This is a genomic window from Pseudotamlana agarivorans (genome assembly GCF_018860245.1).
GTDB lineage: Bacteria > Bacteroidota > Bacteroidia > Flavobacteriales > Flavobacteriaceae > Pseudotamlana > Pseudotamlana agarivorans_A.
Map to the genome: position 1 here is coordinate 95,760 of NZ_JAHKPD010000007.1, position 26,384 is coordinate 122,143.

General features: G+C 34.7%; 24 protein-coding genes. 17 read left to right on the forward strand and 7 right to left on the reverse strand.

The window, feature by feature from the left end; genetic code table 11:
• Positions 1–28 precede the first annotated feature (28 nt).
• The 3 genes from KO493_RS01820 (at position 29) to KO493_RS01830 (ending at position 2,389) form a co-directional block, all read left to right on the forward strand.
• Positions 29–490, forward strand: coding sequence for a mobile mystery protein A (locus KO493_RS01820; protein ID WP_216066239.1), 462 nt, complete (start codon positions 29–31; stop codon positions 488–490).
• Positions 481–1,077 (forward strand): mobile mystery protein B, encoded by a 597-nt coding sequence (locus KO493_RS01825; RefSeq protein ID WP_216066240.1) that lies wholly within the window; start codon positions 481–483, stop codon positions 1,075–1,077. The genes KO493_RS01820 and KO493_RS01825 overlap by 10 nt, the downstream gene beginning before the upstream one ends.
• A 217-nt stretch (positions 1,078–1,294) precedes the next feature.
• Complete coding sequence (locus KO493_RS01830; RefSeq protein WP_216066241.1) at positions 1,295–2,389, forward strand: serine hydrolase domain-containing protein; 1,095 nt, start codon at positions 1,295–1,297, stop codon at positions 2,387–2,389.
• Between the two features lie 57 nt (positions 2,390–2,446).
• Here the strand turns inward: KO493_RS01830 and KO493_RS01835 are convergent, their stop codons facing one another.
• Positions 2,447–3,652 carry a sensor histidine kinase gene (locus tag KO493_RS01835; RefSeq protein WP_216066242.1) on the reverse strand — a complete coding sequence of 402 codons (1,206 nt, stop codon included), beginning with the start codon at positions 3,650–3,652 and terminating at the stop codon, positions 2,447–2,449.
• Positions 3,653–4,045: 393 nt separating this feature from the next.
• Between KO493_RS01835 and KO493_RS01840 the strand changes: the two genes are divergently transcribed.
• Positions 4,046–4,432: a hypothetical protein gene (locus KO493_RS01840; protein ID WP_216066243.1), complete on the forward strand. Its 387-nt coding sequence runs from the start codon at positions 4,046–4,048 to the stop codon at positions 4,430–4,432.
• A 537-nt stretch (positions 4,433–4,969) separates the two neighbouring features.
• Positions 4,970–6,268: a T9SS type A sorting domain-containing protein gene (locus KO493_RS01845; protein ID WP_216066244.1), complete on the forward strand. Its 1,299-nt coding sequence runs from the start codon at positions 4,970–4,972 to the stop codon at positions 6,266–6,268.
• A gap of 851 nt (positions 6,269–7,119) precedes the next feature.
• Here the strand turns inward: KO493_RS01845 and KO493_RS01850 are convergent.
• A complete protein-coding gene (locus tag KO493_RS01850) occupies positions 7,120–8,994 on the reverse strand; it encodes a hypothetical protein (RefSeq protein ID WP_216066245.1) in 1,875 nt (624 codons plus the stop codon).
• Positions 8,995–9,289: 295 nt separating this feature from the next.
• Between KO493_RS01850 and KO493_RS01855 the strand changes: the two genes are divergently transcribed.
• From KO493_RS01855 to KO493_RS01865, 3 genes are all read left to right on the forward strand, one after another.
• Complete coding sequence (locus KO493_RS01855; RefSeq protein WP_216066246.1) at positions 9,290–9,853, forward strand: hypothetical protein; 564 nt, start codon at positions 9,290–9,292, stop codon at positions 9,851–9,853.
• Positions 9,854–9,888: 35 nt separating this feature from the next.
• Positions 9,889–10,482, forward strand: coding sequence for a hypothetical protein (locus tag KO493_RS01860; RefSeq protein ID WP_216066247.1), 594 nt, complete (start codon positions 9,889–9,891; stop codon positions 10,480–10,482).
• A gap of 131 nt (positions 10,483–10,613) precedes the next feature.
• Entirely contained in the window at positions 10,614–11,150 is a 537-nt protein-coding gene (locus tag KO493_RS01865; protein WP_216066248.1) for a DUF2911 domain-containing protein, read from the forward strand.
• A 75-nt stretch (positions 11,151–11,225) separates the two neighbouring features.
• Here KO493_RS01865 and KO493_RS01870 read toward each other — a convergent pair whose 3' ends face one another.
• Together KO493_RS01870 and KO493_RS01875 are read right to left on the reverse strand one after the other, a co-directional pair.
• Positions 11,226–11,537: a DUF202 domain-containing protein gene (locus KO493_RS01870; RefSeq protein WP_216066249.1), complete on the reverse strand. Its 312-nt coding sequence runs from the start codon at positions 11,535–11,537 to the stop codon at positions 11,226–11,228.
• An 11-nt stretch (positions 11,538–11,548) separates the two neighbouring features.
• Entirely contained in the window at positions 11,549–12,178 is a 630-nt protein-coding gene (locus KO493_RS01875; RefSeq protein WP_216066250.1) for a 7-carboxy-7-deazaguanine synthase QueE, read from the reverse strand.
• Between the two features lie 165 nt (positions 12,179–12,343).
• On the opposite strand from KO493_RS01875, the gene KO493_RS01880 reads away from it, so the two are divergent.
• Genes KO493_RS01880 through KO493_RS01905 form a run of 6 tightly spaced genes read left to right on the forward strand, consistent with a single transcriptional unit; the run spans position 12,344 to position 17,478 of the window.
• The gene (locus KO493_RS01880) at positions 12,344–13,885 is read left to right on the forward strand and encodes a helicase HerA-like domain-containing protein (RefSeq protein ID WP_216066251.1); all 1,542 of its coding nucleotides are present in this window, start codon (positions 12,344–12,346) and stop codon (positions 13,883–13,885) included.
• A gap of 43 nt (positions 13,886–13,928) precedes the next feature.
• Entirely contained in the window at positions 13,929–14,486 is a 558-nt protein-coding gene (locus KO493_RS01885) for a hypothetical protein (RefSeq protein ID WP_216066252.1), read from the forward strand.
• A 10-nt stretch (positions 14,487–14,496) separates the two neighbouring features.
• Positions 14,497–15,474, forward strand: a complete 978-nt coding sequence (locus KO493_RS01890) for a YitT family protein (protein WP_216066253.1) — start codon at positions 14,497–14,499, stop codon at positions 15,472–15,474.
• Between the two features lie 23 nt (positions 15,475–15,497).
• Positions 15,498–15,866 carry a cupin domain-containing protein gene (locus tag KO493_RS01895; RefSeq protein ID WP_216066254.1) on the forward strand — a complete coding sequence of 123 codons (369 nt, stop codon included), beginning with the start codon at positions 15,498–15,500 and terminating at the stop codon, positions 15,864–15,866.
• Between the two features lie 3 nt (positions 15,867–15,869).
• Positions 15,870–16,697 (forward strand): alpha/beta hydrolase, encoded by an 828-nt coding sequence (locus KO493_RS01900; protein ID WP_216066255.1) that lies wholly within the window; start codon positions 15,870–15,872, stop codon positions 16,695–16,697.
• Positions 16,698–16,716: 19 nt separating this feature from the next.
• Positions 16,717–17,478, forward strand: a complete 762-nt coding sequence (locus KO493_RS01905) for a pseudouridine synthase (RefSeq protein ID WP_216066256.1) — start codon at positions 16,717–16,719, stop codon at positions 17,476–17,478.
• 81 nt (positions 17,479–17,559) lie between these two features.
• On the opposite strand, the gene KO493_RS01910 is transcribed toward KO493_RS01905, so the two are convergent.
• Positions 17,560–18,435, reverse strand: coding sequence for a bifunctional 5,10-methylenetetrahydrofolate dehydrogenase/5,10-methenyltetrahydrofolate cyclohydrolase (locus KO493_RS01910; RefSeq protein WP_216066257.1), 876 nt, complete (start codon positions 18,433–18,435; stop codon positions 17,560–17,562).
• A 175-nt stretch (positions 18,436–18,610) separates the two neighbouring features.
• Positions 18,611–19,939, reverse strand: coding sequence for a signal recognition particle protein (gene ffh, locus KO493_RS01915; RefSeq protein ID WP_216066258.1), 1,329 nt, complete (start codon positions 19,937–19,939; stop codon positions 18,611–18,613).
• A 312-nt stretch (positions 19,940–20,251) separates the two neighbouring features.
• On the opposite strand from ffh, the gene KO493_RS01920 reads away from it, so the two are divergent.
• The 3 genes from KO493_RS01920 to KO493_RS01930 are packed head-to-tail and all read left to right on the forward strand — an operon-like array spanning position 20,252 to position 24,312.
• Entirely contained in the window at positions 20,252–21,892 is a 1,641-nt protein-coding gene (locus KO493_RS01920) for a DUF1800 family protein (RefSeq protein WP_216066259.1), read from the forward strand.
• A gap of 3 nt (positions 21,893–21,895) precedes the next feature.
• Positions 21,896–23,524 carry a DUF1501 domain-containing protein gene (locus tag KO493_RS01925; protein ID WP_216066260.1) on the forward strand — a complete coding sequence of 543 codons (1,629 nt, stop codon included), beginning with the start codon at positions 21,896–21,898 and terminating at the stop codon, positions 23,522–23,524.
• 26 nt (positions 23,525–23,550) lie between these two features.
• Positions 23,551–24,312, forward strand: coding sequence for a DUF5050 domain-containing protein (locus KO493_RS01930; protein ID WP_216066261.1), 762 nt, complete (start codon positions 23,551–23,553; stop codon positions 24,310–24,312).
• A 12-nt stretch (positions 24,313–24,324) separates the two neighbouring features.
• Here KO493_RS01930 and argS read toward each other — a convergent pair whose 3' ends face one another.
• Positions 24,325–26,100 (reverse strand): arginine--tRNA ligase, encoded by a 1,776-nt coding sequence (argS, locus tag KO493_RS01935; RefSeq protein ID WP_216066262.1) that lies wholly within the window; start codon positions 26,098–26,100, stop codon positions 24,325–24,327.
• Positions 26,101–26,384: the final 284 nt, after the last annotated feature.

Sequence of the window (26,384 nt, forward strand, 5' to 3'; positions counted from 1 at the left end):
AGTTTTGTAAACTTAAAAATTTACACAGATGAGGAATAAGCGAAAACTTTTAATTGAGCAATTGGATCAAAAACTACAACCATTCTCTGAAAGCAGAAAAGTCCTAGTTCCAGAACGTGGCTGGATAAACACGATCCGAACGACACTGAACATGACCATGGCTCAACTTGGCTCCAAACTAAATATTACAAGACAAGGTGTTAATAGAATTGAAGAAAGCGAAGCTAATGGCACGATAACCCTCAATTCCCTAAAAGGTGTAGCCAAGGCAATGGATTTAAAGTTGGTATACGCATTAGTTCCCGAAAATGGGACTATTGACGAATTCATCCAGGTAAAAGCAGATGAATTGGCAGAAAAAATAGTGTTACGAACCAATCAAAACATGAAATTAGAGAACCAAGGCATTGGGGATGAGAAGATAGCCAAAACCATAAAAGAACTGTCCAATGAAATAAAACGAGAGATGAGAAAGTCATTATGGGACTAGAATTCGATTACAAATATGGACAAACGCCACTAGCAGACGAAGAAAAGGATGGCCTTAAAATAAAATCAATTACAACTCAAGGAGAGCTAGATGAATTTGAGCAACTAAACATTGAAAAGGTAGTCGAATGGACTATTCACACAAAATTGAAACCTGAAAATGTTTTGACGGAAAAATTTATTAAAAACTTGCACAAAAGAATGTTTGGTGATGTATGGAAATGGGCAGGTGAATTTAGAAAGACTGAAAAAAACATAGGCATTCAATGGGCACAAATTGGAATTGAATTAAAATACTTACTGGATGACACGAGATATTGGATAGAAAACAAAACTTTTCCACCTGAAGAAATAGCTATCAGATTTAAACATCGCATAGTATCTATTCATTGCTTTCCAAATGGAAATGGAAGACATTCTCGAATGATGGCCGACATTATTATGGAATCTATATTTGGAAATGAGATATTTTCTTGGCATCAATCAAATATCGTTGCAGCTAACGCAACAAGAAATCTGTATATAAAATCCTTACGAGAAGCCGATAATGGCAGTTATACATCGCTAATAGAATTTGCAAAAAACTAAACATGTCTAAGTACATTATCAAAAAGAAAGGCAAACAAGATTGTATTAATCAAGATGGTGAAGAGATTATCTCAGACACAAATTATTTATAGGTTTTTGATTCCTTACTGTTGCGCTGAAAATCATTTTTAACATAGATTTTATGCGTAGCACCTTCGAGGAATTTTAAACTATCTTTATAGCTCAGCTAAGTAAACACAAAACTTCAATCTTTAGTATGAAAAACCTCCTAGCCTTAATAGGTATCATTTTTTGTATGAACAGCTTTTGTTTCGCCCAAAACACATATACCTATTCAAAGCCTAAGTTTATTGAAGACGGCTGGCAAACCAACGACCTGAAATCCCATAATTTAGACAGCACTTTGGTTCATAAATTGTTCACGCAATTGTATTCTAATGAAAATAAAATCCAAAGCGTTTTATTTGTAAAAGACAAGCAAATTATTATTGAGGAATACCTAAACGGACAAACCATAGACCAAAAACACGACCTACGTTCTACCACAAAAAGCATCAGGTCCATTTTGTTAGGCATTGCTATCGACAAAGGATTTATCGATGATGTGAACGATCCGATTTCAAAATACCTAAAAAGCCCTGTTCCAACAAAAAACATAGACCTGAGGAAAGACAAAATCACTATCAAACACCTTTTAACCATGTCTAGCGGACTCGATTGTAACGACTGGAACAAACACTCAAAAGGTCAAGAAGACAAGGTCTATAAGAAAAAAAATTGGCTTCAATACACCCTAAACTTACCTATGGTTAATGAACCAGGAACAGTTTCAAACTACTGCTCTATGGGCGCTATTTTAATTGCCGAAATAATAAATCAAGCTTCAGGAATGGCCATTGACAAGTTTGCTGAGCAATTTTTATTCACACCCTTAAATATTAGTAATACCTCTTGGGGACACACTTCTAAAAAAGATATTATTCCTTCCGCAAAGCGGTTATACATGACGTCTCGAGATATGGCAAAAATAGGTCAGCTCCTACTTAACAAAGGTGAGTGGCATGATAACCAAATCGTTTCAGAAAAATGGATTATAGAATCAACTACGCCTAAAACAAAAATCACAGGAATAGATTACGGCTATTTCTGGTGGAATATTCCTTTTAAAGTAAATGAAATGACATACATTTCTAAAACCGCTACGGGAAACGGCGGACAATACATTTTTGTTTTCCCTGAATTAGATATTGTTGCCGTTTTTACAGGAAGTGCCTATAACTCTCAAGACGACAAATTACCTTTTAAAATCATTACTGATATTTTATTGCCAACCTTCACAAGAGAAAAATAAGCAACACATATTCTATAGTTCTTAAGCCTACGCAAAATCAACCTCAACCCCATGACACTAAAGTTGTTTTAAAATTGAAAACGTAAATATTGTACCTACATCCAATTTTGACGACACACTAATTTCGCCTCCTAAACTATCTATAATGTTCTTTACAGAGGCTAAACCGATCCCCGTTCCCATATTACCGTACTTATCTTCTTTATCACCAACACTAAAAATCTCAAAAACCTCATCAATATAGGCTTCAGGAATACCATCACCGTTATCATGTACGACTAACAAATATTCAGTGTCGTTTTCTGAAATATCAATAAGAATTTCAGTTTTATGCTTACTATTATACTTGATAGAATTTGTCACGAGATTAACCAACACTTGCAACAAAGCAGACTTATTGGTTACAACGGAATTAACATCTCCTTTTAACTGAAAATCAACACTATGATCTAAATTTGTAATTCGTTTTAATTCTTCTATAATATCGGGAATCGAAATAGTTTCTACCCTATTTTTAAGCAGCTCATCGCTATCATAAAATTTCAGTAAACCGTCAACATAATCCTTTAAAGCATAAGATGATGCTTTGATATATTCTAAGTATTGCCGAGACTCTTCATCTAACCCCTCTTTTTTCTTGCTTTCCAGCAACTCGGTTAATGAAATAATATTCGCCATAGGGGATTTAAGATCATGCGAAACCACTCTTGAAAACTTTTGTAAAGCCTCATTTCTTTTTTGCAATTGACCCTGCAGTTTTACCAATTTTAAATTCTGAAACCTCAGTTCAAAAATACTCACAACCTGCTTAGCCATTGCGATAAGCGCATTTTTCTGTCCATCAGTTAAGGTTCTTGGTTTGGTATCATATACACAGAGGGTTCCTAGTTTATAACCGTCAGGGTTAACCAATGGCACACCGGCATAAAAAATCGCCTGATGATCAACTACTAATGGGTTATCATAAAAACGTATGTCTTTTCTAGAATCTTCAATAACCGTAATAACCTCGTTTGAATTAATGGCATGTCCGCAAAAAGAAATTTCCCGAGGCGATTCATTAAAAGGCACACCGTGATGCGATTTCAAAAAATTGCGATCTCTATCTAATAAGGTCACTAATGAGATAGGAGCCTCGCAAATGTAAGCCATCAAAGCGGTGATATTATCGTAACTTTCCTCTGGAAGCGTATCTAAAAGCTGGTATTGATTTACTGCTAATTGCCTTTCGAATTCATTTTCTGGTAGTTTGGGACTTATCATTTACAATTAAAATTTCTTATGAAAATAATCTATATCTTGATGATTTCCTAAAATATCATGAAGGAGAATAATTTATATTGAAGAGACTTATTAATTCCTACCTCTCCATACTGGGGCTTTATCAATAAGATTACTAAACAAGTAGTAGCACAAAAACAGAACTTCAAGTGGATTCAGGAGCTTTTAGCCAAATCGCATCGAATAATTTCAGTATCTTATTAGAGAATATTTGTGAGTTGCTTTCTCCATTTATTGTTTTTAGGCCCCAATATCACCCAAAAACTAACTAAATAGGAATAAATTAATTTCATGAAATATTTAATCTTCATACTAACTCTTTCACTCTGCTTTAGCGTAGATAGTCAAGATAAAAAATTAAAATCAAACACCTTCTTGAGAGTATATAATTTAAATGGAAAAAAAGTTGCCAAAGGAAAGTTGTTGTTAACTACAGAAACCATGTTGACATTAAGTAAAAACAATGAAACCATAAATATCTCTATAGATAGTATTGGTTCAATTAAAACTAAAAGAACCGTAGGCAATAACATATTAATAGGCTCATCAATTGGCGCAGCTACTACAATTATTTTAAGCACTAGTATGGGCGAATCATTTATCGAAGGGTATGCCGGAATTGGAACTCTCGTATCAACTGGGACTGGCGCCGGAATAGGCCTTATTACTTCCATTTTTAAAAACTCAAAGACTTTTCAAATCAATGGTGATTTAGTCCAATGGGAAGCCTTTAGGGCGCGTTTAGCAGATCCTTCAGAATAACTGAAGACAGTTCGTATTCATAACCATATATTTAAAATTTCCGCAAGGACAAAAATTAAGAGGTTGGATAAGTAGCAATTTTATTGAAAAGATTAAAAACTAATCCCAATCGCTATAGCAAATAGCCTAAATTAAATATCACAGTAAAAATCATCAATAACCTCATTCTTTACGGGCACAAATCACAACCAATAGCCAGCATAACAAATTAAGATAAAGATCTTTTCTCTTTCACAACTCAATATTTTAAGACTTCAATCTAAAACACATATGATCGATTTAAGACAAATATGCAAGAAAAACAACACGAAACTCACATCAAAACACTAGTTAACAGATTATTACATAGAAACAAAAAATAAACAAAAACGCATGAAATGAGCTACATATATTATTGTTGAAGTATTACTTTTGTTACAAATAATACTATTTTAAAGGTAGACGAAATGCTCAATTCTTTAAATTTAAAACTGGAATAAAGTATAGAAACATCTGCTCATTAAATTAAAAAACCCTCAAACATTAAAACCTACAAAAATGATGAAGTTCAAAACTGCTTTCACGCTATTATTAGCTTTTGCAGCAACAATCAACACTTATGCACAACCTGCCAAACCTGGCGATTGGTCTAAAATACGATTATATGGTCATGCCTTTAAAAACGAAGATTTCACCAATGATCAGTATGATTTCATAATTGACAATTTCGGAATATTCACGGTCGAAAAAAGACACGCTCGCGACATTTATGGCGCCACCAATACCGAAGATGCTGCAGAAGCCACAGCTCAAAGGATCCATGCTGGTAATCCTGACTGTAAAGTTTTAATGTACTGGAGTACCAATACTGCTTACACCCAATATTACACCACTGTAGATGATGCCATTACGACAAACCCAGATTGGGTTGACCCTTCCAACAGCCGCTATACCTATCCAGATGACTGTAAAGACTGGTGGGTAAGTAAAGCAAATGAAATAGTAACTACTCGAGGACTAGATGGTATTTTTGGAGATGGAGCCCCAGGAGCCCAATCCAGAGGGTATATTGACGATGTTAACGACAACCTTGGCGCCTTATCAGCCTTATCCTGTTTTAACCTTTATAATGGCTATCGCGTTGCTACGGCTTCCAAAATTTATGCTGGCGATACAACTTTGGCTAATGCAGACGGGGTAATGTGTGAAGCATTTTTCCGAATTCCTGTGGATACAAAAGAAGAAGCTGTGTTCCAGATGGATGAATTCTTAGCAATTCCTTCAGATAAATACATCATTTGTAGAGGTGCTGCAGGTGCTTTTGGTTCTACCCACGAGTTTACATTAGCATGTTGTTTAATTCTTGCTAATGATTATACTTATTACAGTTGGGGTGGTGATGGCAACTCTTATGCTGGCGATGGAACAATGACCTATTGGCATAGCGATTTTGAACAAGAAATTGGAGAACCTTTAGGTAAAGCTACTAAAAACGGTTATGTGTACTCACGCGTATTTGAAAATTGTACAGTAACTGTTGATTTTGAAAATGCAACCTCATCTATTGTATGGAATCAAAATAACGCTAGCCTGTCTACAGCGGAGAAAAAAAAAGTAGAAGCGTATACCATTTACCCTAACCCTACACATGATAAAATTCATATCATATCCAATAAAAACAACTCAAAAAATAGCTCGATTACCATTATTAATTTAGAAGGTAAAATATTAAATACGATATCATTTAATTCGTTAGATAATATGAAAGTTAATATCAGTCATTTAAATAAAGGGTTCTATTTCTTGAAAATTCAAACTGAAAATGGCAATTCAATTCATAAAATAATTAAAAAATAGTTCCGATTGAAAAGTCAGCTTTTAATCAAAAGGAAACGATTTAGTTGAGAAACTAAATAGCACAAAATTTTATACCAATTTAATCTATAAGGCCTCAGTTTGTACTGGGGCCTTTTTTTTTGTAATTATCACCAAATGATTGACATCTCTGTGTATCTAAAAAATTTATTCAATGAAACATTTGCTTTTTGAAACGTTTCGCAAAAAAAGGTGAAACAAAAATCAAAATCAAACAAAACTATTCTTATCAATTTTACCCAACAATTTATACTTTATGCCGGTAAACATTTGTTGTTTAAATTTTCGGGTTTTATTTTTCGATCTCCTATCTAAGGGCCAATGTTCAAAACAAACTTTAAAAAAATGATTCATTTAATTCTAGGTTAGGTTTGGAATTTATTTCTTCAACAAAAATGGCCATTATTATGGAGAAATGTGATTTTTCTCACTAGACAAAAATCTAGACAATTTTCACAACAACCTAACTATAAACGCGTTAACCTAAATCATTAATTAACATATAGTATTAAGGTTAATTTTATTTTTCACAAAAAAAACAGGGGCGTATAAATATTTTCAAGCATAAATCAAGCATTTTTAACTCGTTTATAGACATAAGTCTATACGTTTTAGTATGACAATACGTTGTTATCAATTGAACAATTCTATACTTGCATTTATATTTTGGATAGAAAAAAATAGAATAAATAGTTGATGGAATTCAAAATTGGATCCAACCGTTTTGAGTCATCATTTTATGATTTGATGCGCTTTAACCAAACCCAACAATGACATTACTTCAAATCCTGTAGAAGTTTTTGAAATTAAAACATATATGAATAGAATAAAATTTAAGCAAAAGACTTCATCTCCTTTTCAATAAACGATACAAGTCCGATATCCTTAGGAGCCTCCAGCTTTTTTCTAAGTCTATAACGGGAGGTATTTACACTATCAGGAGAGATACCTAACATGGCAGCAATTTCTGAAGTGTTTAGTTTTAGTTTTTCCAAGGCTAAAAGACGTTCTTCTGAATTGGTGATTTTACAATTCAAGTTTCGTAAATCAAGGAAGAAATGTGGATATACATCACTGAACCTCATTTTAAAATCATCCCAATCTTCCGAAGTTAAAATCTTAGATTCAGTTAGGCTTTTAAGTTCGTTAAGCTCTTCACGCTCACCAAAGGTACTTTTCAAATGCTCCAACTCAGTTTCTAGAGATTGATGCGCTTCACTTTTATCTAATAATTTTTTGGTAAACACATTAAGTTCTTTCTGTTTTTCTTCCAATTTGACAGCTAATAATTCACGTTTCTTTTTCGCTTTCTGAGAAACAAAATAACCACTTAGCATTAAAATTACAAACAGAGAACTTCCAACAGATAGATAAAGTTTTTTCTTGGATGCTTCAATGGTTTTCTGGTCTTCTAATTTTTGAATTTCGGCTTCCTGCTGAATGATTTCCTTTTCTTTTTCAGAAGTTTCAAATCGTGTATGGTAATAGGCGTAAGAATTGGCCACACCCCTTGTGAAAAGCGTATCTTTTATAGAAATATACGATTGTAAGTGTTCATTGGCCAATTTAAACTTACCGTGTTTCAAATATAATTTGGCCAGTAATTTTTCAGCATCTAATAACGTTGAACTCATTTCTTGACTTGGCAAGCTTTTCAGGAATGTTTTAATTACCGTAATCGCTTTTTCATCCTCTCCAATTAAAGCATAATACTCTGCTTTAGGTTTTAAAGCATGAGCCTCTTCGAACTTCACATTCAAAGATTTTTCCAAGGCTACCATGGTATCAAAGCTTTCTTTAGCCTTTTTTAAATTAGCTTTTTTACTGTAATATGATGTTTTATAGGTATACAAATAATATGAAAACCGCTTGCTTTTGAGATCATCATCACATTGTTTAATAATGTGGTGTATATGCTCAAAATCACTTTCAGAAAACTCATTTTGTTCGTCTTTCAAACTTGTACCCAACAACAGCAACTCGGTAATTCCCCGAGAACAAGGGTTCCCTACTTTTTCACTGAGCTCGATAATTTCCTCTCTTTTTGCCTTAGCAGGCTTTTTGAGTCCATTAGCACTATATAAAGATGAGAGTTCTTGACCAACACTCAAGGCGTATTCTAAATCACCAAGTTTTACATATAAATTACTCGCTTTTTCATAATCTTCGACTGCCTTTGGAAAGTGATTGAGTTTAAAATTAGCCTGTCCTGAATAATAATAAGCATCGGCCGCATAAATGGAATCATTAGATTTAAAAAATAAAGGTATCGAAGCCTGATAGTCTGCAGCTGCTTTGGTATAATCTAATTCTACAAAGTAATAAGCCCCACGTTTAAGCAATATATGCGCTTTTGAACTCGATTTTTTAAACCGTTTTTCAAATTGTAACATGGAATCAATAAGCTTCTTTTGAGACACCAAATCTCCAGTGTTATTATAAAATTGCATTAAAAAACGGGACTTTGATGCGGCTTTGTCGTAATCTTTGAGATCTACAGCTAATTTGATGTAGTCTTTAATATAGCCTACTTGCTCAGGACTATTGGCTCTAATGAGTTGCTTGGTAACACTATCTAATAGGCTTAACTTTTTATCTTTATTTTCAATTTTATTGAATTGCTGATCAAATTCGATTAATGATGCTTGTGAGATCAGTATTAAAGGAAATAGCAAAAAGAGTACTAATAAATTTTTCAGGGACAACATTTGAAAGAAATTTTGCACTAAAATAGTTAATACTTTAATACTATCATACACATAAATTAACTTGTTAAATTATCATGATATTGAGGTTATTAAAATTTAAGGTTAAAAACAAATAACCCACCACTTTAGCCGTCTTATGCTACATTATACAAATAGGTTTTGACTTTCTAATGATTAATCTTAACCCGTGATTTAATTTGATTTGGGTGTTTACCTTTGTGAAATTCATGAGTGATTTTTCAGATAAGCTATTTTTGTTTATTAAATTCGCTTTTCAACAATCTGAATAATCCAAATGCTAAAAAAATATTTACTACTTTTTTCATTTGCGGTAATAACATCGACCTGTTTATCGCAAAAATGTAAAAACGAAACAGATCCTTTCACTTCGGTAAATAAAACTTTTTTTAACTACGAGTTTAAAACCGTTTACTTTGAAATTGTAGATGAAGCTGTCGCATTTGAAATCACTTTCAGCTATATAGGTGAAAGAAATTTTGAATTTAATGAAAACTCCGAAGTGCTTTTTAAACTTGAAAATGGAACTATTTTAAATTTGAAAACCAACAGAAAAGCTATCCCCAAATTAGAACTAATAAGCTATGCATCCAATTCCTTTGGTGCCTTTGGAGGCATGTCTATGACGACATCACGTAGTCAAAACTATTCTACGTATTCATTTTCATTCTTATTATCAAAAAGGGAGTTAAATCAACTAGCGGAATCTAAAATTGAATTAATAAGAATTCCAGATACAGATGAAGGTAAATTTCACGACCTTGAGCCTAAAGGAGAAACCAAGAAAAAAATTAAAGCGATAAAAAAAGGAGCAAGTTGCATAAGTAGCTATATGATTTAATCCTGCGAAAACCCTATAAATTTTCATATCTAAAAATGACACCCAAGCAAATAGAAAGAATTCAAAATAAAATTAAGAAAATTAAACGTGCACTTGCGGCAGACAAAAAGCATTGGGGCGGATATTACCATGACGGACAAGGCCTACGGTATTTACCGCCACAATTTTATTTAGAAATAAACGATTACTCTGGGGCTATGAGATATTTTAATTGGTTTAATAAAAATTTTGAGGAAGACTCTGGGTACCCCATTTTTCTTTTTGAATGGACTATTACATTGTTCAAAAAGAAAAAAGTTAAAGAAGCCGAAAAAAAAGCTTTGGAAACATTCTGCTCTAACACTTATTTAATTGATGTGTTTTTAGGAAAGGACATGCTTGAATTTAACAAAAATGAAAGTTCGAATTGGGAATATTCAAGCCTAATAGAACACTTAATCTATTCAAAAGACCAAGAAGAATTAAGTGATTTTTATATCTGGCTAGAAAACTTTACCACAAGTCAAACCTTTTATGATTTTGCCAATAAATTTATTGAAATTGAGAAAGCTATAAATGATGAACCTATGGGAAAAAAAAGGTCTCAGCTTTTTGATGAAAAGTTGAAATTACTAGAAAGCATCAAATAAAAAAGGAAGCACTTTATATTTTAAAGTCACCCGAAGCCAACCTTGTAAACTTTAACATCTCAATCCAACTTTTACAAATTCATTAAGAGAATTTCGATTTAACTTTAAAAACTGAATTAAAAAAATCCATTATGAAAAAATCAACTTTTATTACAAGCCTTACTTTTATATGCTTGCTGCTATTGTCTACAAACGTAAATGCTCAAAAATTTGCTAAACTAGATAAGAGTCCGTTAGATGTTACAGCATTCCCTACAAGTAATAAAGAGCCTAACAAAGCAGTGAAAATCGTATATAGCAGACCCCAACTTAAAGGTCGTGAACTAAGTAAATTAGCACCTAACGATAAAGTTTGGAGAACGGGGGCCAATGAAGCACCAGTGGTTACTTTTTACAAAGACATGAAAGTTGACGGTAAAACGGTTAAAGCTGGAGAATATTCATTATTTACAATTCCTGGAGAATCTGCATGGACCATAATTTTAAGTAAAGACGTGAACGTTTGGGGTGCATACGCATATAATGAAGCTAATGATGTCGTTCGTGTTCAAGGAAAGGTAAGTACCGACAAAGAGTCTATTGAAGCGTTTTCAATGGCTTTTGATAAAGATGGTACATTATACCTGGCTTGGGACAAAACAAGAGTTTCTGTGCCTTTTACAAAATAAGAGCTTTCAACCTATAAATTTAAAGCTTCAGAAGAGATTCTGAGGCTTTTTTACTTTGTACAGTCCAGTAAAAAGCTATTTATCTCGCTCCTTCTCAGACATATAATACAATGTCTTCAGGCTTTTTTTAAGCAATCGAAAACGCATCACACCAATCACTAAAAATAGGATGCAAAATACCAAACACACTAAAGCAAAGTATTTAAAATTTGGATAGCCTTTAAGTTCGAAAAAGGCAAAAGCGCCAATTAGCAAATATAACGACGACCTAATGTATGATAACAAGGTCCGTTCGTTGGCTAATCGTGTACGTTCGATAGCGAGATAGTCTCTTAGAATTACTTTTTCATCTGGTTGAAAATCACGACCAAAACGTAAGAGTTTCATAAGTTACTTTTTTAAGGAATATTTAAATATTTATGAGTTTGTAAAGACACTTTCCACTTGGGGTTTGCCATTACATAATCAACAATTTCTGGAACCACTTTATCACGTTTGCTCCACTCTGGTTGCAAATATAAGATACAATTTTTATTAACTTGGGCTGCTTGCTCTTCCGCGAAGCGAAAATCATCTTTATTATAAACAATCACTTTTAACTCATGAGCTTGGTCATAAACCTCTTGAGTGGGCAACTTCATTTTTTTAGGAGATAAGCAAATCCAATCCCAAACACCTGTTAATTTATAAGCTCCCGAGGTTTCAATATGCACTTGCAGTCCTTTCGCTTTTAATTGCGTCGTTAGGGCTGTCATATCCCAAGTTAAAGGCTCACCTCCCGTTACTACAATAGTATCACTATACTTGGCAGCATTTTCAACAATTTTAGTCGTTTTGGTGGGCGGGTGCAATTCTGCATTCCAGCTTTCCTTAACATCACACCAATGGCAACCCACATCGCAACCACCAACTCTAATGAAATAAGCCGCGGTTCCTTTATGAAATCCTTCCCCTTGAATGGTGTAAAACTCTTCCATTAACGGTAGCATCTCACCTTTTTCAACCTGTGATTTTATCTCTTCTCTCATAAGTTTGCAAAGATACGTATAATACCAGCTCTCCTTTAAAATTACGCCAATAAAATACGCTTTTAGATTTCAAATTATTTCACCCCAATAAGCCTGCTTTTAAGCCCGGTAAAACTTATTTTTTCATTCTTCATTTTTCCTGTATTTTTATACAAAACATAACCAATGACAACCAAGGATACTTTTTTAAAATACATAAACGACAGCAACCAAACTAAAGGCGATTTCATTACCGTTGGGGCTGCCATGTTGGATGGTGAAACCATTACAAACGCACATGTAAAAATCCCTTTAAAAACTATGAACCGCCATGGTTTAATTGCTGGAGCTACAGGAACAGGGAAAACAAAATCGCTTCAGGTCGTGGCTGAAAATTTAAGTGACAAAGGGGTGCCTGTTTTACTAATGGATATTAAAGGAGACTTGAGCGGACTAGCAAAACCAAGTCCGGGGCATCCTAAAATTACCGAGCGTCATGAAAAAATAGGTCTGCCTTTTGAACCTAAAGGGTTTCCGGTGGAAGTTTTAACCTTATCGGAACAAGACGGCATTCGTTTAAGAGCTACCGTTAGTGAATTTGGGCCCGTACTTTTATCTCGAATTTTAGATTTATCGGAAACGCAATCAGGCATTGTTTCGGTTATTTTTCAATATTGCGACAATAACAAATTACCGCTATTAGATTTAAAAGATTTCAAGAAAATATTGCAATACGCCACTCAAGAAGGCAAAGAAGAATTCAATGAAGCCTACGGAAGAATTTCAACATCTTCAACCGGCGCTATACTTCGTAAAATAGTAGAACTGGAACAACAAGGTGCCGATTTATTTTTTGGTGAAACCTCCTTCGATACCCAAGATTTACTTCGTATTGATGAAAACGGGCGCGGCTTCATTAACATTATTCGATTAACCGACATTCAAGATAGACCACAGTTGTTTTCCACATTCATGTTAAGCATGTTAGCTGAAATTTATTCTACTTTTCCAGAACAAGGTGATAGCGACCAACCTGAACTCATTATTTTTATAGATGAAGCCCATTTAATTTTTGACGAAGCTTCAAAAGCACTTTTAAACCAAATTGAAAGCATCGTTAAACTGATTCGTAGTAAAGGTGTCGGTTTATATTTTGTAACCCAAAACCCTACCGATGTTCCGGAAGGAGTTTTAAGTCAGTTAGGACTAAAAATTCAGCATGCTCTAAGAGCATTTACCGCAAAAGATAGAAAGGCGATTAAATTAACGGCTCAAAATTATCCAGATTCAGACTATTATGACACCGAAGACATTTTAACTTCACTAGGAATTGGAGAAGCTTTAGTTTCCGCATTAGATGAAAAAGGACGCCCTACTCCACTAGCCGCCACTATGATGCGCGCTCCTATGAGTCGTATGGATGTTCTAACCGAAAACGAATTAAGTGCACTATATGAAAATTCTAAACTGGTAAAAAAATACAACGAAACCATAGATCGAGAAAGTGCTTACGAATTGCTTAATATTAAAATTAAACAAGCCGAAGCTGAAGAACTCAAAGAAAAAGCGCGTCAAGGACAAGAGAAATTAGAAAAAGCAGCATCTAAAAAACGAGAAAGAAGTACCAAATCAAGAAGTTCTGCTATGAACCCTATTGTGAAGGTTCTTACAAGCGCTACTTTTATTAGAAGTGTTTTTGGAATTTTAACTAAAGTCATGAAAAAATAACACGATATTTGGCAATTATAAATAACAACCATAACTCAATTCTATGCGTAAATTATTATTTGGCACATTAGCCCTAACTCTTTTATTATCAAGCTGTGGAAAGAAACAAAATCCATTTGAAATTTCAAAACAGCACATTGGCTTATTAACAGATTCTACTCAAGTCAAAGACCTAGAAAAGGTATTCCCAAACGATTCGGTGGTTAAATTTATAGCTGGAGATGAATTTACTGGTAATATAGACAACATAGAGATTTTTGAAAAAGGCGGAAATAAACTACTTACCCTAACACCGAAATTTGCTTTAGATTCAACATCGGTAATTACAAATGTTCGTGTTATAGACAATCGTTTTAAAACCGATAAAAATATATCTTCAATAAGTACTTTTAAAGATATTCACGAGCAATACAAAGTATCAAAAATCAGTAACTTAATCAACTCGGTAGTAGTAACAGTAAGCGAAATTAATGCTGCTTTTACAATTGACAAAAAGGAATTACCATCAAATTTAAGATTCGATATGAATTTAAAATTTGATCCAACACATATTCCTGATACAGCAAAAGTGAAATACTTTTTTCTTAATTGGGATAACTAATACCATTTAAATGAACCCGTTTTTATCCAAACTTATTGTAGATGTCGCTCGTAAAAAGCTAAAAAAAACGAGCGACGACAAACCTGTTTCTAAAAGGGACATAGTGCCTTTGGTTAGGATTCTACAAGTTGAATTTACACATGCCGTAAGAGAATATATTTTTATTATTCTCGGTGTTTTTTCAGCAGGGTTTGGCTTAAAAGGCTTTTTACTTCCAAACAAATTTATTGATGGTGGTGCGACGGGAATTTCTTTATTACTAGAGCACGTTACTTCGCTACAATTGGGTGTATTACTTGTAATTGTTAATCTGCCTTTTATCATTTTAGCGGCTAAAACCATAGGTACTAAGTTTGCTATAAAAAGCATCATCGCCATAGCTATGCTAGCGTTAGTGGTTCACTTTGTTGAATACCCTACCGTCACTGAAGACAAACTTTTAATTGCGGTTTTTGGGGGCTTCTTTTTAGGGCTGGGTATTGGAATGTCAATGCGTGGTGGCAGCGTTATTGATGGGACTGAAGTACTAGCTATTTTCCTCGGGCGAAAATTATCGCTTACCATTGGAGATGTTCTGTTATTAATAAATATTGTGATTTTCTCGGTGGGTGCCTATTTACTTTCTATTGAAACAGCCCTTTATGCAATTTTAACCTATATGGCTGCTGCTAAAACTGTCGATTTTGTAGTTGATGGTGTTGAAGAATATGTGGGAGTAACCATAATTTCTAATAAACATGAAGAACTCCGTATTATGCTCACCAAAAAATTACAACGCGCCTGTACTATTTATGCTGGGAAAGGTGGTTTTGGTAGTACTGGAGAAAGCTACGACAAGGATATCATTTACACTGTGGTTACCCGTTTAGAACTCGCCAAACTACAAACCGAAATTGATAAAATTGATAGAAATGCCTTTATAATTATGGGGATTGTAAAAGATTTAAAAGGTGGTATGATTAAGAAAAAACCAATGAAAGACCACTAGTATTTCATTGAAAACAATTTAAAATGGCACAAAAAAAATACACCCTTCAAAACAATCCTTTTAGCGTTCCAACAACCGATGGAAAAACAATTAAGGAGCATTTTGGAAACACCACCGATGGTAATTCTGAAATAAGCATAGCACACATGGTCGCTCCCTCTGGCTGGAGTGAACCTTTTCAAACTCCAGAATTCGATGAATTTACTTTTATCATAAAGGGTAAAAAGCAATTTATTATTGAAGACGACACCGTGGTCTTAGAAGCCGGACAATCTATTAAAATTGAAAAAAACACCAGAGTTCAATACTCAAATCCCTTTGCCGAAGCCTGTGAATATATTGCAATTTGCACACCAGCTTTTTCTCTAGATTTAGTGAACCGAGAAGATTAATACATGAGTAAATTATTGCCTCAACTAATTGGAAAAACAATAAATACTATTAGTTATTTCCAACCAAAACAAGCAGCTAAATTAGCTGTAAAATTATTTTCCACACCTCAAAAAGGCGAAATCACAGCCGATCAAAAACCGTTTTTAAATACCGCCATTCAAGACACCATAACTTTTGAAAATATTACAATAAAAACTTATTTATGGCAAGGCGCAAAAGACACCATTTTACTAGTACATGGTTGGGAAAGCAATGCCTTTAGGTGGCAAGATTTAATTGAATTACTTCAAAAAGAAGATTACAACATTATTGCTTTAGACGCACCCGCCCACGGTGCTTCTAGCGGTAAAATATTTAACGCCATTCTTTATTCTGAATGTATCAATATTGCTGTTAAAACCTACAAACCAAGTATTTTAATAGGGCATTCTATTGGAGCAACAGCCAGTATTATCGCTCAAGAAAACCACAACCTCCCTGTTATTGAAAAGAATGTTTTATTGGGAGCGCCTTCAAATTTAGCGATTTCAGTGAAAAATTACGCCAACTTTATGGGCTTCAATAAAATAGTAACCAAAGCTGTAGATGCCTATTATTTAAAGCATTTCAATCAACTTCCTGGTTATTATTGCGCTGAAAATTTCTATAAAAACAATGAAACACGAGGGATCATCATTCATGATAAAAAGGATAAGATCATTTCTTACCGCGAAGCCCTAGACATTAACCGTCATTATAAAAACGCCAAACTTATAAAAACAATTGGTTTGGGGCACCGCCTAAAATCTAACGACGTATATCAACACATTTTAGAGTTTCTCAAGGCGTAATTTATTGTATTTTTGCACTATGGAAGAACCGCAATTAAAACGTATCAATAAATTTTTAAGTGAAGTTGGCTATTGCTCACGTCGCGAGGCAGACAGACTCATTGAAGCAGATCGTGTAACTATAAATGGTGTTGTACCTGAAAAAGGCACGAAACTCACTCCTAATGATGTTGTGGCTGTTGATGGGCAAGAAATTAAAAACACTAAAGAAAGCTTTGTTTACTTAGCTTTTAATAAACCTGTTGGCATAGTTTGTACCACAGATACATCAGTTGAAAAAGACAATATTATTGATTTCCTTAATTATAAAAAACGTATTTTCCCTATCGGAAGACTTGATAAACCCAGTGAAGGCTTAATACTTCTTACTGATGATGGTGATATTGTAAACAAGATTCTTCGTGCCAGCAACAATCACGAAAAAGAATATATTGTGACAGTAGACAAGCCTATTTCACAAACTTTTATTGAGCGTATGGCTGGCGGTATTCACATTGAAGACCTTAATAAAACCACCAAAAAATGTGTTGTTGAAAAACTAAGCACGTACAAATTCAAAATCATTTTAACACAAGGCTTGAACCGTCAAATTCGTCGTATGTGCGACTATTTAAACTACGAAGTACAGACCTTAAAACGTGTTCGAATTATGAATGTGAAATTAGATATGCCTATTGGCGAATATCGTGAACTCACCAAAGAAGAATTTAAGGAACTTAATGATTTGATTAGTACGTCTACTAAGGAGTTTGTAAAAACTCAGAACCGAAAAAAGCGGTAATCCCACAAATATTAACACACTAAAAAAGCCTTATAAATCTCAATTTATAAGGCTTTTTTAATATCAAATATGTTAAAAGTACTAACTACGAATCTCGCGTGCTAATAACGTATTTTTAAGCAACATAGCAATAGTCATAGGACCTACCCCACCTGGAACTGGCGTAATATAACTTGCTTTTGGGCTAACGCTTTCAAAATCCACATCACCTGCTAATCTATAACCTCTAGCTTTAGTTTCATCGGCTACACGGGTAATTCCAACATCAATAATTACAACACCATCTTTAACCATATCGCCTTTTAAGAACTCAGAAATTCCAATAGCAGCAACGATAATATCGGCTTGCTTAGTGATTTCAGCGAGGTCTTTAGTACGACTATGCACAACAGTTACCGTAGCGTCTCCGGCTTTACGTTTCTGACTCATTAATATACTCATTGGGCGACCAACAATGTGGCTACGTCCCATCACTACCACATTCTTCCCTGAAGTTTCAACCTCATAACGTTCTAATAACTCTAAAATACCGTAAGGTGTTGCTGGTAAAAAGCTAGGTAAATCTAAAGCCATTTTACCCACGTTTGTTGGATGAAAGCCATCAACATCTTTATCGGCATCAACAGCCATTAATACTTTTTGCTCATCAATGTGTTTTGGTAAAGGCAATTGCACGATAAAACCATCGATAGCATCATTGGTATTTAATTCATGTATTTTTTGTAACAACACAGCTTCCGAAGTATCTTCAGGCAAATCAATTAAAGTGGATTCAAAACCAATTTTTTCACAAGCTTTAACTTTAGCATTCACATAAGTCATACTCGCGCCATCAGTACCTACTAAAATCGCCGCAAGATGAGGAACTCTTCCTCCATTTGCCTTGATTTCTGCTACTTCAACAGCAATTTCTTCTTTAATATCGTTACTCGTTTTTTTTCCGTCTAAAATGATCATGGTTCTATGTGTTGTTGGTTTTCAGTTATTAGTTGTTGGCTTTTAGTGGTTGCTAATAAAATTCAAAAGCAAAACGCCCAACCAGCTTTACAACTAAACAACTTTTACCGTACTTACTACTCCTTAACTACTTAACTCCTCAACTCTACTCTACTTAACTCCTAAAAACCCCCACTTAGCGCATATTCTTCATCATCTGCATCATCTTTTTACCGCCACCACCTTGCATCATCTTCATCATTTTGCTCATTTGGTTGAATTGCTTTAAAAGTTGATTAACCTCTTGTACTGAAGTTCCAGAACCAGCACCTATACGTTTTTTTCTACTCGCATTTATAATAGCAGGATTAGTACGTTCCTTTGGTGTCATAGAGTGGATAATCGCTTCAATACCCTTAAAAGCATCATCATCGATATCGATATCTTTCATCATTTTTCCAGCACCAGGAATCATCCCCATAAGGTCTTTCATGTTCCCCATTTTCTTGATTTGCTGAATCTGACTTAAGAAATCATCAAAACCAAATTGGTTCTTTGCAATTTTCTTCTGAAGCTTTCTGGCCTCAACCTCATCAAACTGTTCTTGAGCACGTTCAACTAAGGAAACAACATCCCCCATTCCAAGAATACGGTCTGCCATACGAGAAGGATAGAACACATCAATCGCTTCCATTTTTTCCCCTGTACCAATAAACTTAATAGGTTTATCGACTACAGATTTAATAGAAATAGCTGCACCACCACGAGTATCACCATCTAATTTGGTAAGGATCACCCCGTCAAAATTGAGGACATCGTTAAAGGCTTTCGCCGTATTAACCGCGTCTTGCCCTGTCATAGAATCTACTACAAACAAGGTTTCTTGTGGTTGAATGGCTTTATGGATGTTTGATATTTCGGTCATCATCGCCTCATCAACGGCTAAACGACCTGCGGTATCAATAATTACTACATTATGTCCGTTTGCTTTCGCATGGGCAATCGCCGCTTGAGAAATAGCAACGGGATCATTATTTCCTTTATCACTAAAAACCTCAACACCGATTTGCTCACCAACCACATGTAACTGATCGATCGCTGCAGGACGGTAAACATCACAAGCCACTAATAATGGCTTCTTAGTTTTTTTATTTTTAAGATAATTAGCAAGCTTACCAGAAAAGGTTGTTTTACCAGACCCCTGTAAACCAGACATCAAAATAATACTTGGCGTACCAGAAAGATTAAGACCTTCAGCATCACCCCCCATAAGTTGGGTTAACTCATCTTTTACAATTTTTACCATTAATTGCCCAGGCTGAAGCGTAGTTAAAACGTCTTGACCTAATGCTTTTTCTTTAACAGTGTTGGTAAATTGTTTAGCGATCTTGAAGTTAACATCGGCATCTAAAAGCGCTCGTCTTACTTCTTTTAAAGTTTCAGCAACGTTTACTTCTGTAATACTTCCATGCCCTTTAAGAACGTGTAAAGCTTTATCTAATTTATCACTTAAATTATTAAACATAATACTCTTGAAATTTTAAGAAATGCAAATTTAGTAATTTGATGTGTAATTATAGAAGTTTGGAAGGCTAAAGTGCATAATAAAACGTATTTAGAAAAACCCCAAGCTAACGATTCGATACCTATGATTACTTCTACCTTTTATTTGACTTTTAAAAATAAAAACACATTTACATCGTTTAAAAGGGCATTGCAAAGACAACTTTTTATAGATGAAACACCAAAATCATGGCTAAAAGTTAATTATTAGTAAATAAAAAGCTACCTTTCGCTACCAAACCAAACAACCTACATTTTATAACAAACATACTTTATGGCGTCCCTAAATCCGCTAAACAGTAATTTAGACCTAAGAAAAACCAAACATTTACTTAGGCGAACTACGTTTAATTACTCCAAAAATCAGTTAGATGCATTTATTGGTATGACACCTGCCAATATTATCGACAGCCTAACGACTCCAACAACTAATGCTTTAGCAGAACCTTACGACCCACTGCCTACAGGTAATCCTGATGGGTTTTGGACCTCCTCGGGAGCTGCTCCAGATTCTTTTGAAAATGAAAGTAGAAAGCGCGGACTCGTAGCTGGATGGTGGTGGTACAACGCTATGAGCGAAACCAGCCTAAAGCATAAATTGTCTTTTTTTCTACACACCTGTTTTAATGTGGCTAAAGATGATGGTGCTGGCCCCTCCTCATACTATTATGACTACTTAAGATTGTTAGATTTTTATGCCTACGGAAACATTAAAACGGTAGCAAAAAAAATCACGATGGATAATGCCATGTTGGTTTATTTAGACAATACAAGAAATAATAAAAACAACCCCAATGAAAATTATGCGAGAGAGTTTTTCGAGCTGTTTACCATTTTAGAAGGGAAGCAAATTGGAGAAGGAAACTACACGAATTACACTGAAGATGATATTCAGCAGGCCACAAGAGTACTTTCAGGATACAAAGTTGATAAAACGCGTAGTATTATTGACCCCGAAACAGGTTTCCCTACAGGATATATAAATTATGAATTGCACGATCCTGAAAACAAAACGTTTACCGAAGCCTTTAACAATACAACCATTACCGGCCGTGGTACACCAGATACAATCCTTGACGAGTTAAGCGATTTTGTAGATATGGTATTTGCACAGCCTGAAACCGCAAAAGCCTATTGCAGAAAACTCTATCGTTATTTTGTAAAAAGCACCTGGAATGAAGAGGTTGAAAACGACATCATCACACCATTATCTCAACAATTAATTGCGAATGATTATGAAATTCTGCCAGTGGTAAAAACGCTACTTTCTAGCGAGCACTTTTATGACACCGATGATAGCGATAGCACCGACAACATTATCGGAAGCATAATTAAAAGTCCGTTGCAATTACTTTCTGAAATATGCGCGATGTTTCAGGTCAATATCCCTAACCCAACATCAAGCGCCTTAACTTATTATAACGCGTTTTTCTATAAGTTTATTCATAACACCTATTTTCCATTCGCAGGAACCTACCTGTTTAGTCCTGAAGAAGTTGCTGGATACCCCGCATATTATCAAGAACCACATTACGACAGAAACTGGTTTTCTTCCAATACCATTATTGGACGCTACCGCCTTATAGAGAGCTTGATCTTTGGTGAAAACACCATTAGTAATGGTTCTATTTTTACTATCCTAGACACCGTTTTATTTGTGAAAAATAATATTCCAGATGCAAGCGACCCCAATTTACTAATTACAGAACTGGCCGATTTACTCTATCCAGAATCTATAGATACCGATCGAACAAACTATTTTAAAAGCTATTTGGTTGATGAAGAGTTTCCTGATTATTACTGGACTGGCGCTTGGAACAAATATTTAAGTTCTAATGACAGTACCACCGTAAAAACAAGATTAGACGCTTTAATCACAGCTATGGTAAACGCTGCCGAATTTCAATTAATGTAAACTATGAATAGACGTAATTTTATAAAACTTTCGGCTTCTGCATCTGTTATTGGTTTAACACCAATTCAATTACAAGCTGCTTTAAAAACTTTTACCCCTTATTTTGATTGTCCGGATATTTCAAATAGAAAACTGGTATTAATAAATTTAGCTGGAGGTAACGATGGTTTAAACACAGTAATTCCGTTAAATCAATATGACGCTTACAGTAATTTAAGACCAACAATAAAAGTTCCTATTTCGGGAACCAATAAATACATTTCATTAGACAGCACCCTTCCAGAAAACCAACAGATTGGGTTAAACCCCGCTCTTAAAGGAATGAAATCGTTATACGACAAGGGATGGGTTCGTGTTTTACAATCGGTTGGATACCCAAGGCAAAATAAAAGTCATTTTTCTTCCACCGATTTATATTTAACAGGCAACGATGGCAATAGTTTACTTAATGGTAGCGACACGGGCTGGATGGGGCGCTTTATGGAACGCTATTATTCCGATTTGGTTGTAGAATCGTTTCCTTTAGGAATCCAAATTGGTTCCAACAAAACTTCTTTAGGGTTTCACGGTGAAGATGCCCACGGCCTTTCCATTAACCTTACCAGACAAGATCCAGCTGGTTTTTACTCCATTTTAAATGGTTTGGGTGGTGAGCCACCATTAAATATTCCAGATTCCGATTATGGTGATCAATTAAGATATTTAACAAACACCGATGCCCTAACAAATACGTATGCGCAATACATATCGGCTGCATTCAACAAGGGGCAAAACGATGTAACCTACCCAGACACCGATTTGTCCAATCAACTTAAAACCGTAGCTCGGTTAATAAGTGGTGACCTAGAAACCAAGATTTACATGGTTCGTATTTCTGGGTTTGATACGCACGATTCGCAAGTACAAGATTTAGGAAATGTTACCGGAAAACACCACGATTTACTGTCTAGTTTATCAGATAGTATCGAAGCTTTTATAACCGATTTAGATTCACAAAACCTTTCTGAAGATGTTGTGGGCCTTACCTTTTCGGAATTTGGTAGAAAAGCAAAAGAAAATGGAAATATGGGAACAGACCATGGTGAAATTGCCCCCATGTTTGTTTTTGGAAAACCTGTAAAAGGTGGTGTTTCAGGAACAAATCCCGATCTTACTGAAGCGACTAGCAATAATAACTACCAATTAAAAACAGTGCAGTATGACTACCGTCAAACATTCGCTACACTACTTCAGGATTTTATTGGTGCCGATAATGCCGTTATAGACGCTACTTTTTTTAATAACTCCCTAAACCAGAGTTTTAATGAATTAAAAATCGACGACCTTGTAAAAAGTGTCTACAACATTTCTAATGGCTGTGTTCCTATTACAAGTAACCCTTTAGGCGATGATAAAAAATGGCTGGTTTACCCCAACCCTTTTAAAGACATGGTTAACATTACTGGTGTTGAACGTGTTGAGAGTATTTCATACAGAATTTATAACGCTTCGGGTGTTTTGCTAATAGACAGAACAGATCTTGTAGATGAAGGTAAAATAACGCTTAATTTGGGTCATTTCAGTAGTGGCGTATATTTGTTCGTTATACTATTTGGCGGAGAAAAAGAAGTACATAAAGTGGTTAAAATATAAAATTACAAATTGAACGAATCGTGTTTATGAAGATTTTCAAAATATTAATTCCTATAACGTTTACATGTATATTACTCACGTCTTGCAATAGGAATGTTCCTGACTATTCTATTACCCCCGAAGACGAGACGACCTTAAACTCAGAGTACAAGTGGTGGGTTTTAACACATAAAAGCTATCAAAAACCAGGTATATATCTGTACAATGAAAGTACAGGAATTATCGAATTGGAACTAAAGTTGCCTAAAAGTTTAAAGTCTCCTCATGCGCTTGCTTATGATGGTGAATCGCTTTGGGTTGGAGGCATTGGTGAAAATGAATCACTTTACCAACTCAACCCGGATACTGGGGAAATTATAGCTGAAATCCCTAATATTATAACGGAAGGCATCGCCGTACAAGATAATTTCATCTTTTATTCTAATGAGAATAGCATTTACAAAATGCAAAAAAATGGTGCTTTAGTTGAAACAATCGATACAGAAAACACCGCTTTAACGATTTCTGATATTGCCATTGATGATAACTCCCTATATTACTTACGTTACTCTGAAACGGCACCTGTTGTTAAATTAAACTTAACAACAAAATCGGAGTCACAAATGACGGAAATAGCAACCTCAGGAACCTATTGTTTATCATTTGTAGACAACAAAATAATCACCGTGTCCGATCTAAACGCGATTAATCAAAACAGTACACGAACTGGCGAAATCATTTCTAGTGCCCAAACCCCATTCGAGGGCTGGATAACCGCTATAGCCGTTCATGAAATAATTATAGAATAATACCAATTATAATTACATACGTGCTGGTACTTGAATCCCTAGTAAACTAAATCCGTTTTTAATGGTATTAGCTACAGTATTTGATAGGTGTACTCTCAACGCTTTTTCGTTTTCATTATCGGCTCCTAGAATAGAAACATTTTGGTAAAAAGAATTAAACTCCTTCACCAACTCGTAGGTATAATTTGCAATTAAAGCAGGGCTATGATTATCGGCAGCACTTTGTACCACTTCTGGAAACAATTGAATTTGTTTAATCAACTCCTTTTCTTTAGGGTGTAATTCTGTTATACCAGTAACTTCTGAAGTTAAATCTGCTTTTCTTAATATAGACTGGATTCTAGCATAAGTATACTGAATAAAAGGGCCTGTATTCCCTTGAAAATCGATAGACTCCTTAGGATCGAATAAGATGCGTTTTTTAGGATCTACTTTTAAGATGTAATATTTTAGTGCCCCTAAACCTATGGTTTTATAAAGCTCTTTTTTCTCATCATTTGTATAACCGTCCAGTTTTCCTAATTCTTCCGAAATTTCTTCAGCGGTGTTAGCCATATCGTCTATTAAATCGTCGGCATCAACAACAGTTCCTTCTCTACTTTTCATTTTTCCGCTAGGCAAATCTACCATACCATAACTTAAATGGTATAAGTTTTTAGCCCAGTCGAAACCTAGTTTTTTCAGAATTAAAAATAGAACTTGAAAATGATAATCTTGCTCGTTTCCTACAGTGTAAACCATACCACCAACATCTGGATAATCCTTAATACGCTGAATCGCAGTACCAATATCTTGAGTCATATAAACAGCCGTACCGTCTGAACGCTGAACAATTTTCTTATCCAATCCTTCTTCGGTTAAATCACACCATACCGAACCATCATCTTCCTTTTGAAATACACCAGATTGCAACCCTTGTTCAACAAACTCCTTTCCTAATAAGTACGTATTACTTTCGTAATATAAATTATCAAAATCGACACCTAAATTTGTGTATGTGATATCAAAACCATCATAGACCCAAGTGTTCATTTTGCTCCAAAGCGCAACAACGTTTTCATCTCCTGCTTCCCATTTAAGCAGCATCTCTTGAGCGGCCAATAAAAGTGGTGCGTTTTTTTTTGCGTCTTCAACGGATTGTCCTTCAGCAACTAAACTTTCAATTTCCTTTTTATATTCTTGATCGAACTTCACATAATAGTTACCTACTAGCTTATCCCCTTTCAAGCCAGTACTTTCTGGAGTTTCATCATTTCCAAAACGTTGCCAAGCTAACATACTTTTACAAATATGAATACCACGGTCGTTAATAATTTGTGTTTTGTATACCTTTTTACCTGAAGCTTTTAAAATTTCAGCAACACTGTATCCTAATAGGTTATTTCTAACGTGACCTAAATGCAGTGGTTTATTGGTGTTCGGTGAAGAATATTCAACCATAATGGCTTTATCCTTTGGACTTGGAGCTACAAATCCGAATTTTTCATCTGCTTTAATACTATTAAAGAAATTAGTATAGTACGAATCGTTGATTTCAACATTTAAAAAACCTTTAACCACGTTAAACGCTTTCACATCTTCAACTTCTTTAACCAAATACTGACCTATAGTTTCACCAATCTGCACAGGATTCCCCTTTATAAAACGTAACATTGGGAAGATAACAACGGTGATATCACCAGCAAATTCTTTTCTTGTCGCTTGAAATTCTACAGTTTCTAATTCAACATTAAAATCTGCTTTTACCGCTTGTTTTACGAAATTTGATAAAGTGTCCTGAAGGTTCATTTTGTATTGTATTTTAAGCCTGCAAAGATAGCAAGTTTTTCTACCAAAAACGAAAAAGCTTTAAACTGAAAAAACAGCTTTTTACTTTGCGCTTATTTAAACTAATACCCCTTTTAAAGCTGCAATATTCACAATTATATGGTGCTGTTTTTCCGGATAATTAACCGTTCGTCTATTCCTTGAAATTTCAATTATCAGAAAACCCCCATTCATCTAATTATTTGGTATTAAAACCTAAAAATTAGCTTTTAATAAGGCTTTTTACAATTTTTGTTATGTAAAGC

What these genes read in the sequence shown, in the direction of transcription:
- KO493_RS01890 (WP_216066253.1), top strand. Translation starts at nt 14,497, where the DNA reads ATGAACCCGTTTTTATCCAAACTTATTGTAGATGTCGCTCGTAAAAAG.
- KO493_RS01930 (WP_216066261.1), top strand. Translation starts at nt 23,551, where the DNA reads ATGAAGATTTTCAAAATATTAATTCCTATAACGTTTACATGTATATTA.
- KO493_RS01850 (WP_216066245.1), bottom strand. Translation starts at nt 8,994, where the DNA reads ATGTTGTCCCTGAAAAATTTATTAGTACTCTTTTTGCTATTTCCTTTA.
- KO493_RS01875 (WP_216066250.1), bottom strand. Translation starts at nt 12,178, where the DNA reads ATGAGAGAAGAGATAAAATCACAGGTTGAAAAAGGTGAGATGCTACCG.
- KO493_RS01920 (WP_216066259.1), top strand. Translation starts at nt 20,252, where the DNA reads ATGGCGTCCCTAAATCCGCTAAACAGTAATTTAGACCTAAGAAAAACC.
- KO493_RS01860 (WP_216066247.1), top strand. Translation starts at nt 9,889, where the DNA reads ATGACACCCAAGCAAATAGAAAGAATTCAAAATAAAATTAAGAAAATT.
- KO493_RS01910 (WP_216066257.1), bottom strand. Translation starts at nt 18,435, where the DNA reads ATGATCATTTTAGACGGAAAAAAAACGAGTAACGATATTAAAGAAGAA.
- KO493_RS01895 (WP_216066254.1), top strand. Translation starts at nt 15,498, where the DNA reads ATGGCACAAAAAAAATACACCCTTCAAAACAATCCTTTTAGCGTTCCA.
- KO493_RS01925 (WP_216066260.1), top strand. Translation starts at nt 21,896, where the DNA reads ATGAATAGACGTAATTTTATAAAACTTTCGGCTTCTGCATCTGTTATT.
- KO493_RS01905 (WP_216066256.1), top strand. Translation starts at nt 16,717, where the DNA reads ATGGAAGAACCGCAATTAAAACGTATCAATAAATTTTTAAGTGAAGTT.
- KO493_RS01870 (WP_216066249.1), bottom strand. Translation starts at nt 11,537, where the DNA reads ATGAAACTCTTACGTTTTGGTCGTGATTTTCAACCAGATGAAAAAGTA.
- KO493_RS01825 (WP_216066240.1), top strand. Translation starts at nt 481, where the DNA reads ATGGGACTAGAATTCGATTACAAATATGGACAAACGCCACTAGCAGAC.
- argS (WP_216066262.1), bottom strand. Translation starts at nt 26,100, where the DNA reads ATGAACCTTCAGGACACTTTATCAAATTTCGTAAAACAAGCGGTAAAA.
- KO493_RS01880 (WP_216066251.1), top strand. Translation starts at nt 12,344, where the DNA reads ATGACAACCAAGGATACTTTTTTAAAATACATAAACGACAGCAACCAA.
- KO493_RS01845 (WP_216066244.1), top strand. Translation starts at nt 4,970, where the DNA reads ATGATGAAGTTCAAAACTGCTTTCACGCTATTATTAGCTTTTGCAGCA.
- KO493_RS01820 (WP_216066239.1), top strand. Translation starts at nt 29, where the DNA reads ATGAGGAATAAGCGAAAACTTTTAATTGAGCAATTGGATCAAAAACTA.
- KO493_RS01855 (WP_216066246.1), top strand. Translation starts at nt 9,290, where the DNA reads ATGCTAAAAAAATATTTACTACTTTTTTCATTTGCGGTAATAACATCG.
- KO493_RS01900 (WP_216066255.1), top strand. Translation starts at nt 15,870, where the DNA reads ATGAGTAAATTATTGCCTCAACTAATTGGAAAAACAATAAATACTATT.
- KO493_RS01830 (WP_216066241.1), top strand. Translation starts at nt 1,295, where the DNA reads ATGAAAAACCTCCTAGCCTTAATAGGTATCATTTTTTGTATGAACAGC.
- KO493_RS01835 (WP_216066242.1), bottom strand. Translation starts at nt 3,652, where the DNA reads ATGATAAGTCCCAAACTACCAGAAAATGAATTCGAAAGGCAATTAGCA.
- KO493_RS01865 (WP_216066248.1), top strand. Translation starts at nt 10,614, where the DNA reads ATGAAAAAATCAACTTTTATTACAAGCCTTACTTTTATATGCTTGCTG.
- ffh (WP_216066258.1), bottom strand. Translation starts at nt 19,939, where the DNA reads ATGTTTAATAATTTAAGTGATAAATTAGATAAAGCTTTACACGTTCTT.
- KO493_RS01885 (WP_216066252.1), top strand. Translation starts at nt 13,929, where the DNA reads ATGCGTAAATTATTATTTGGCACATTAGCCCTAACTCTTTTATTATCA.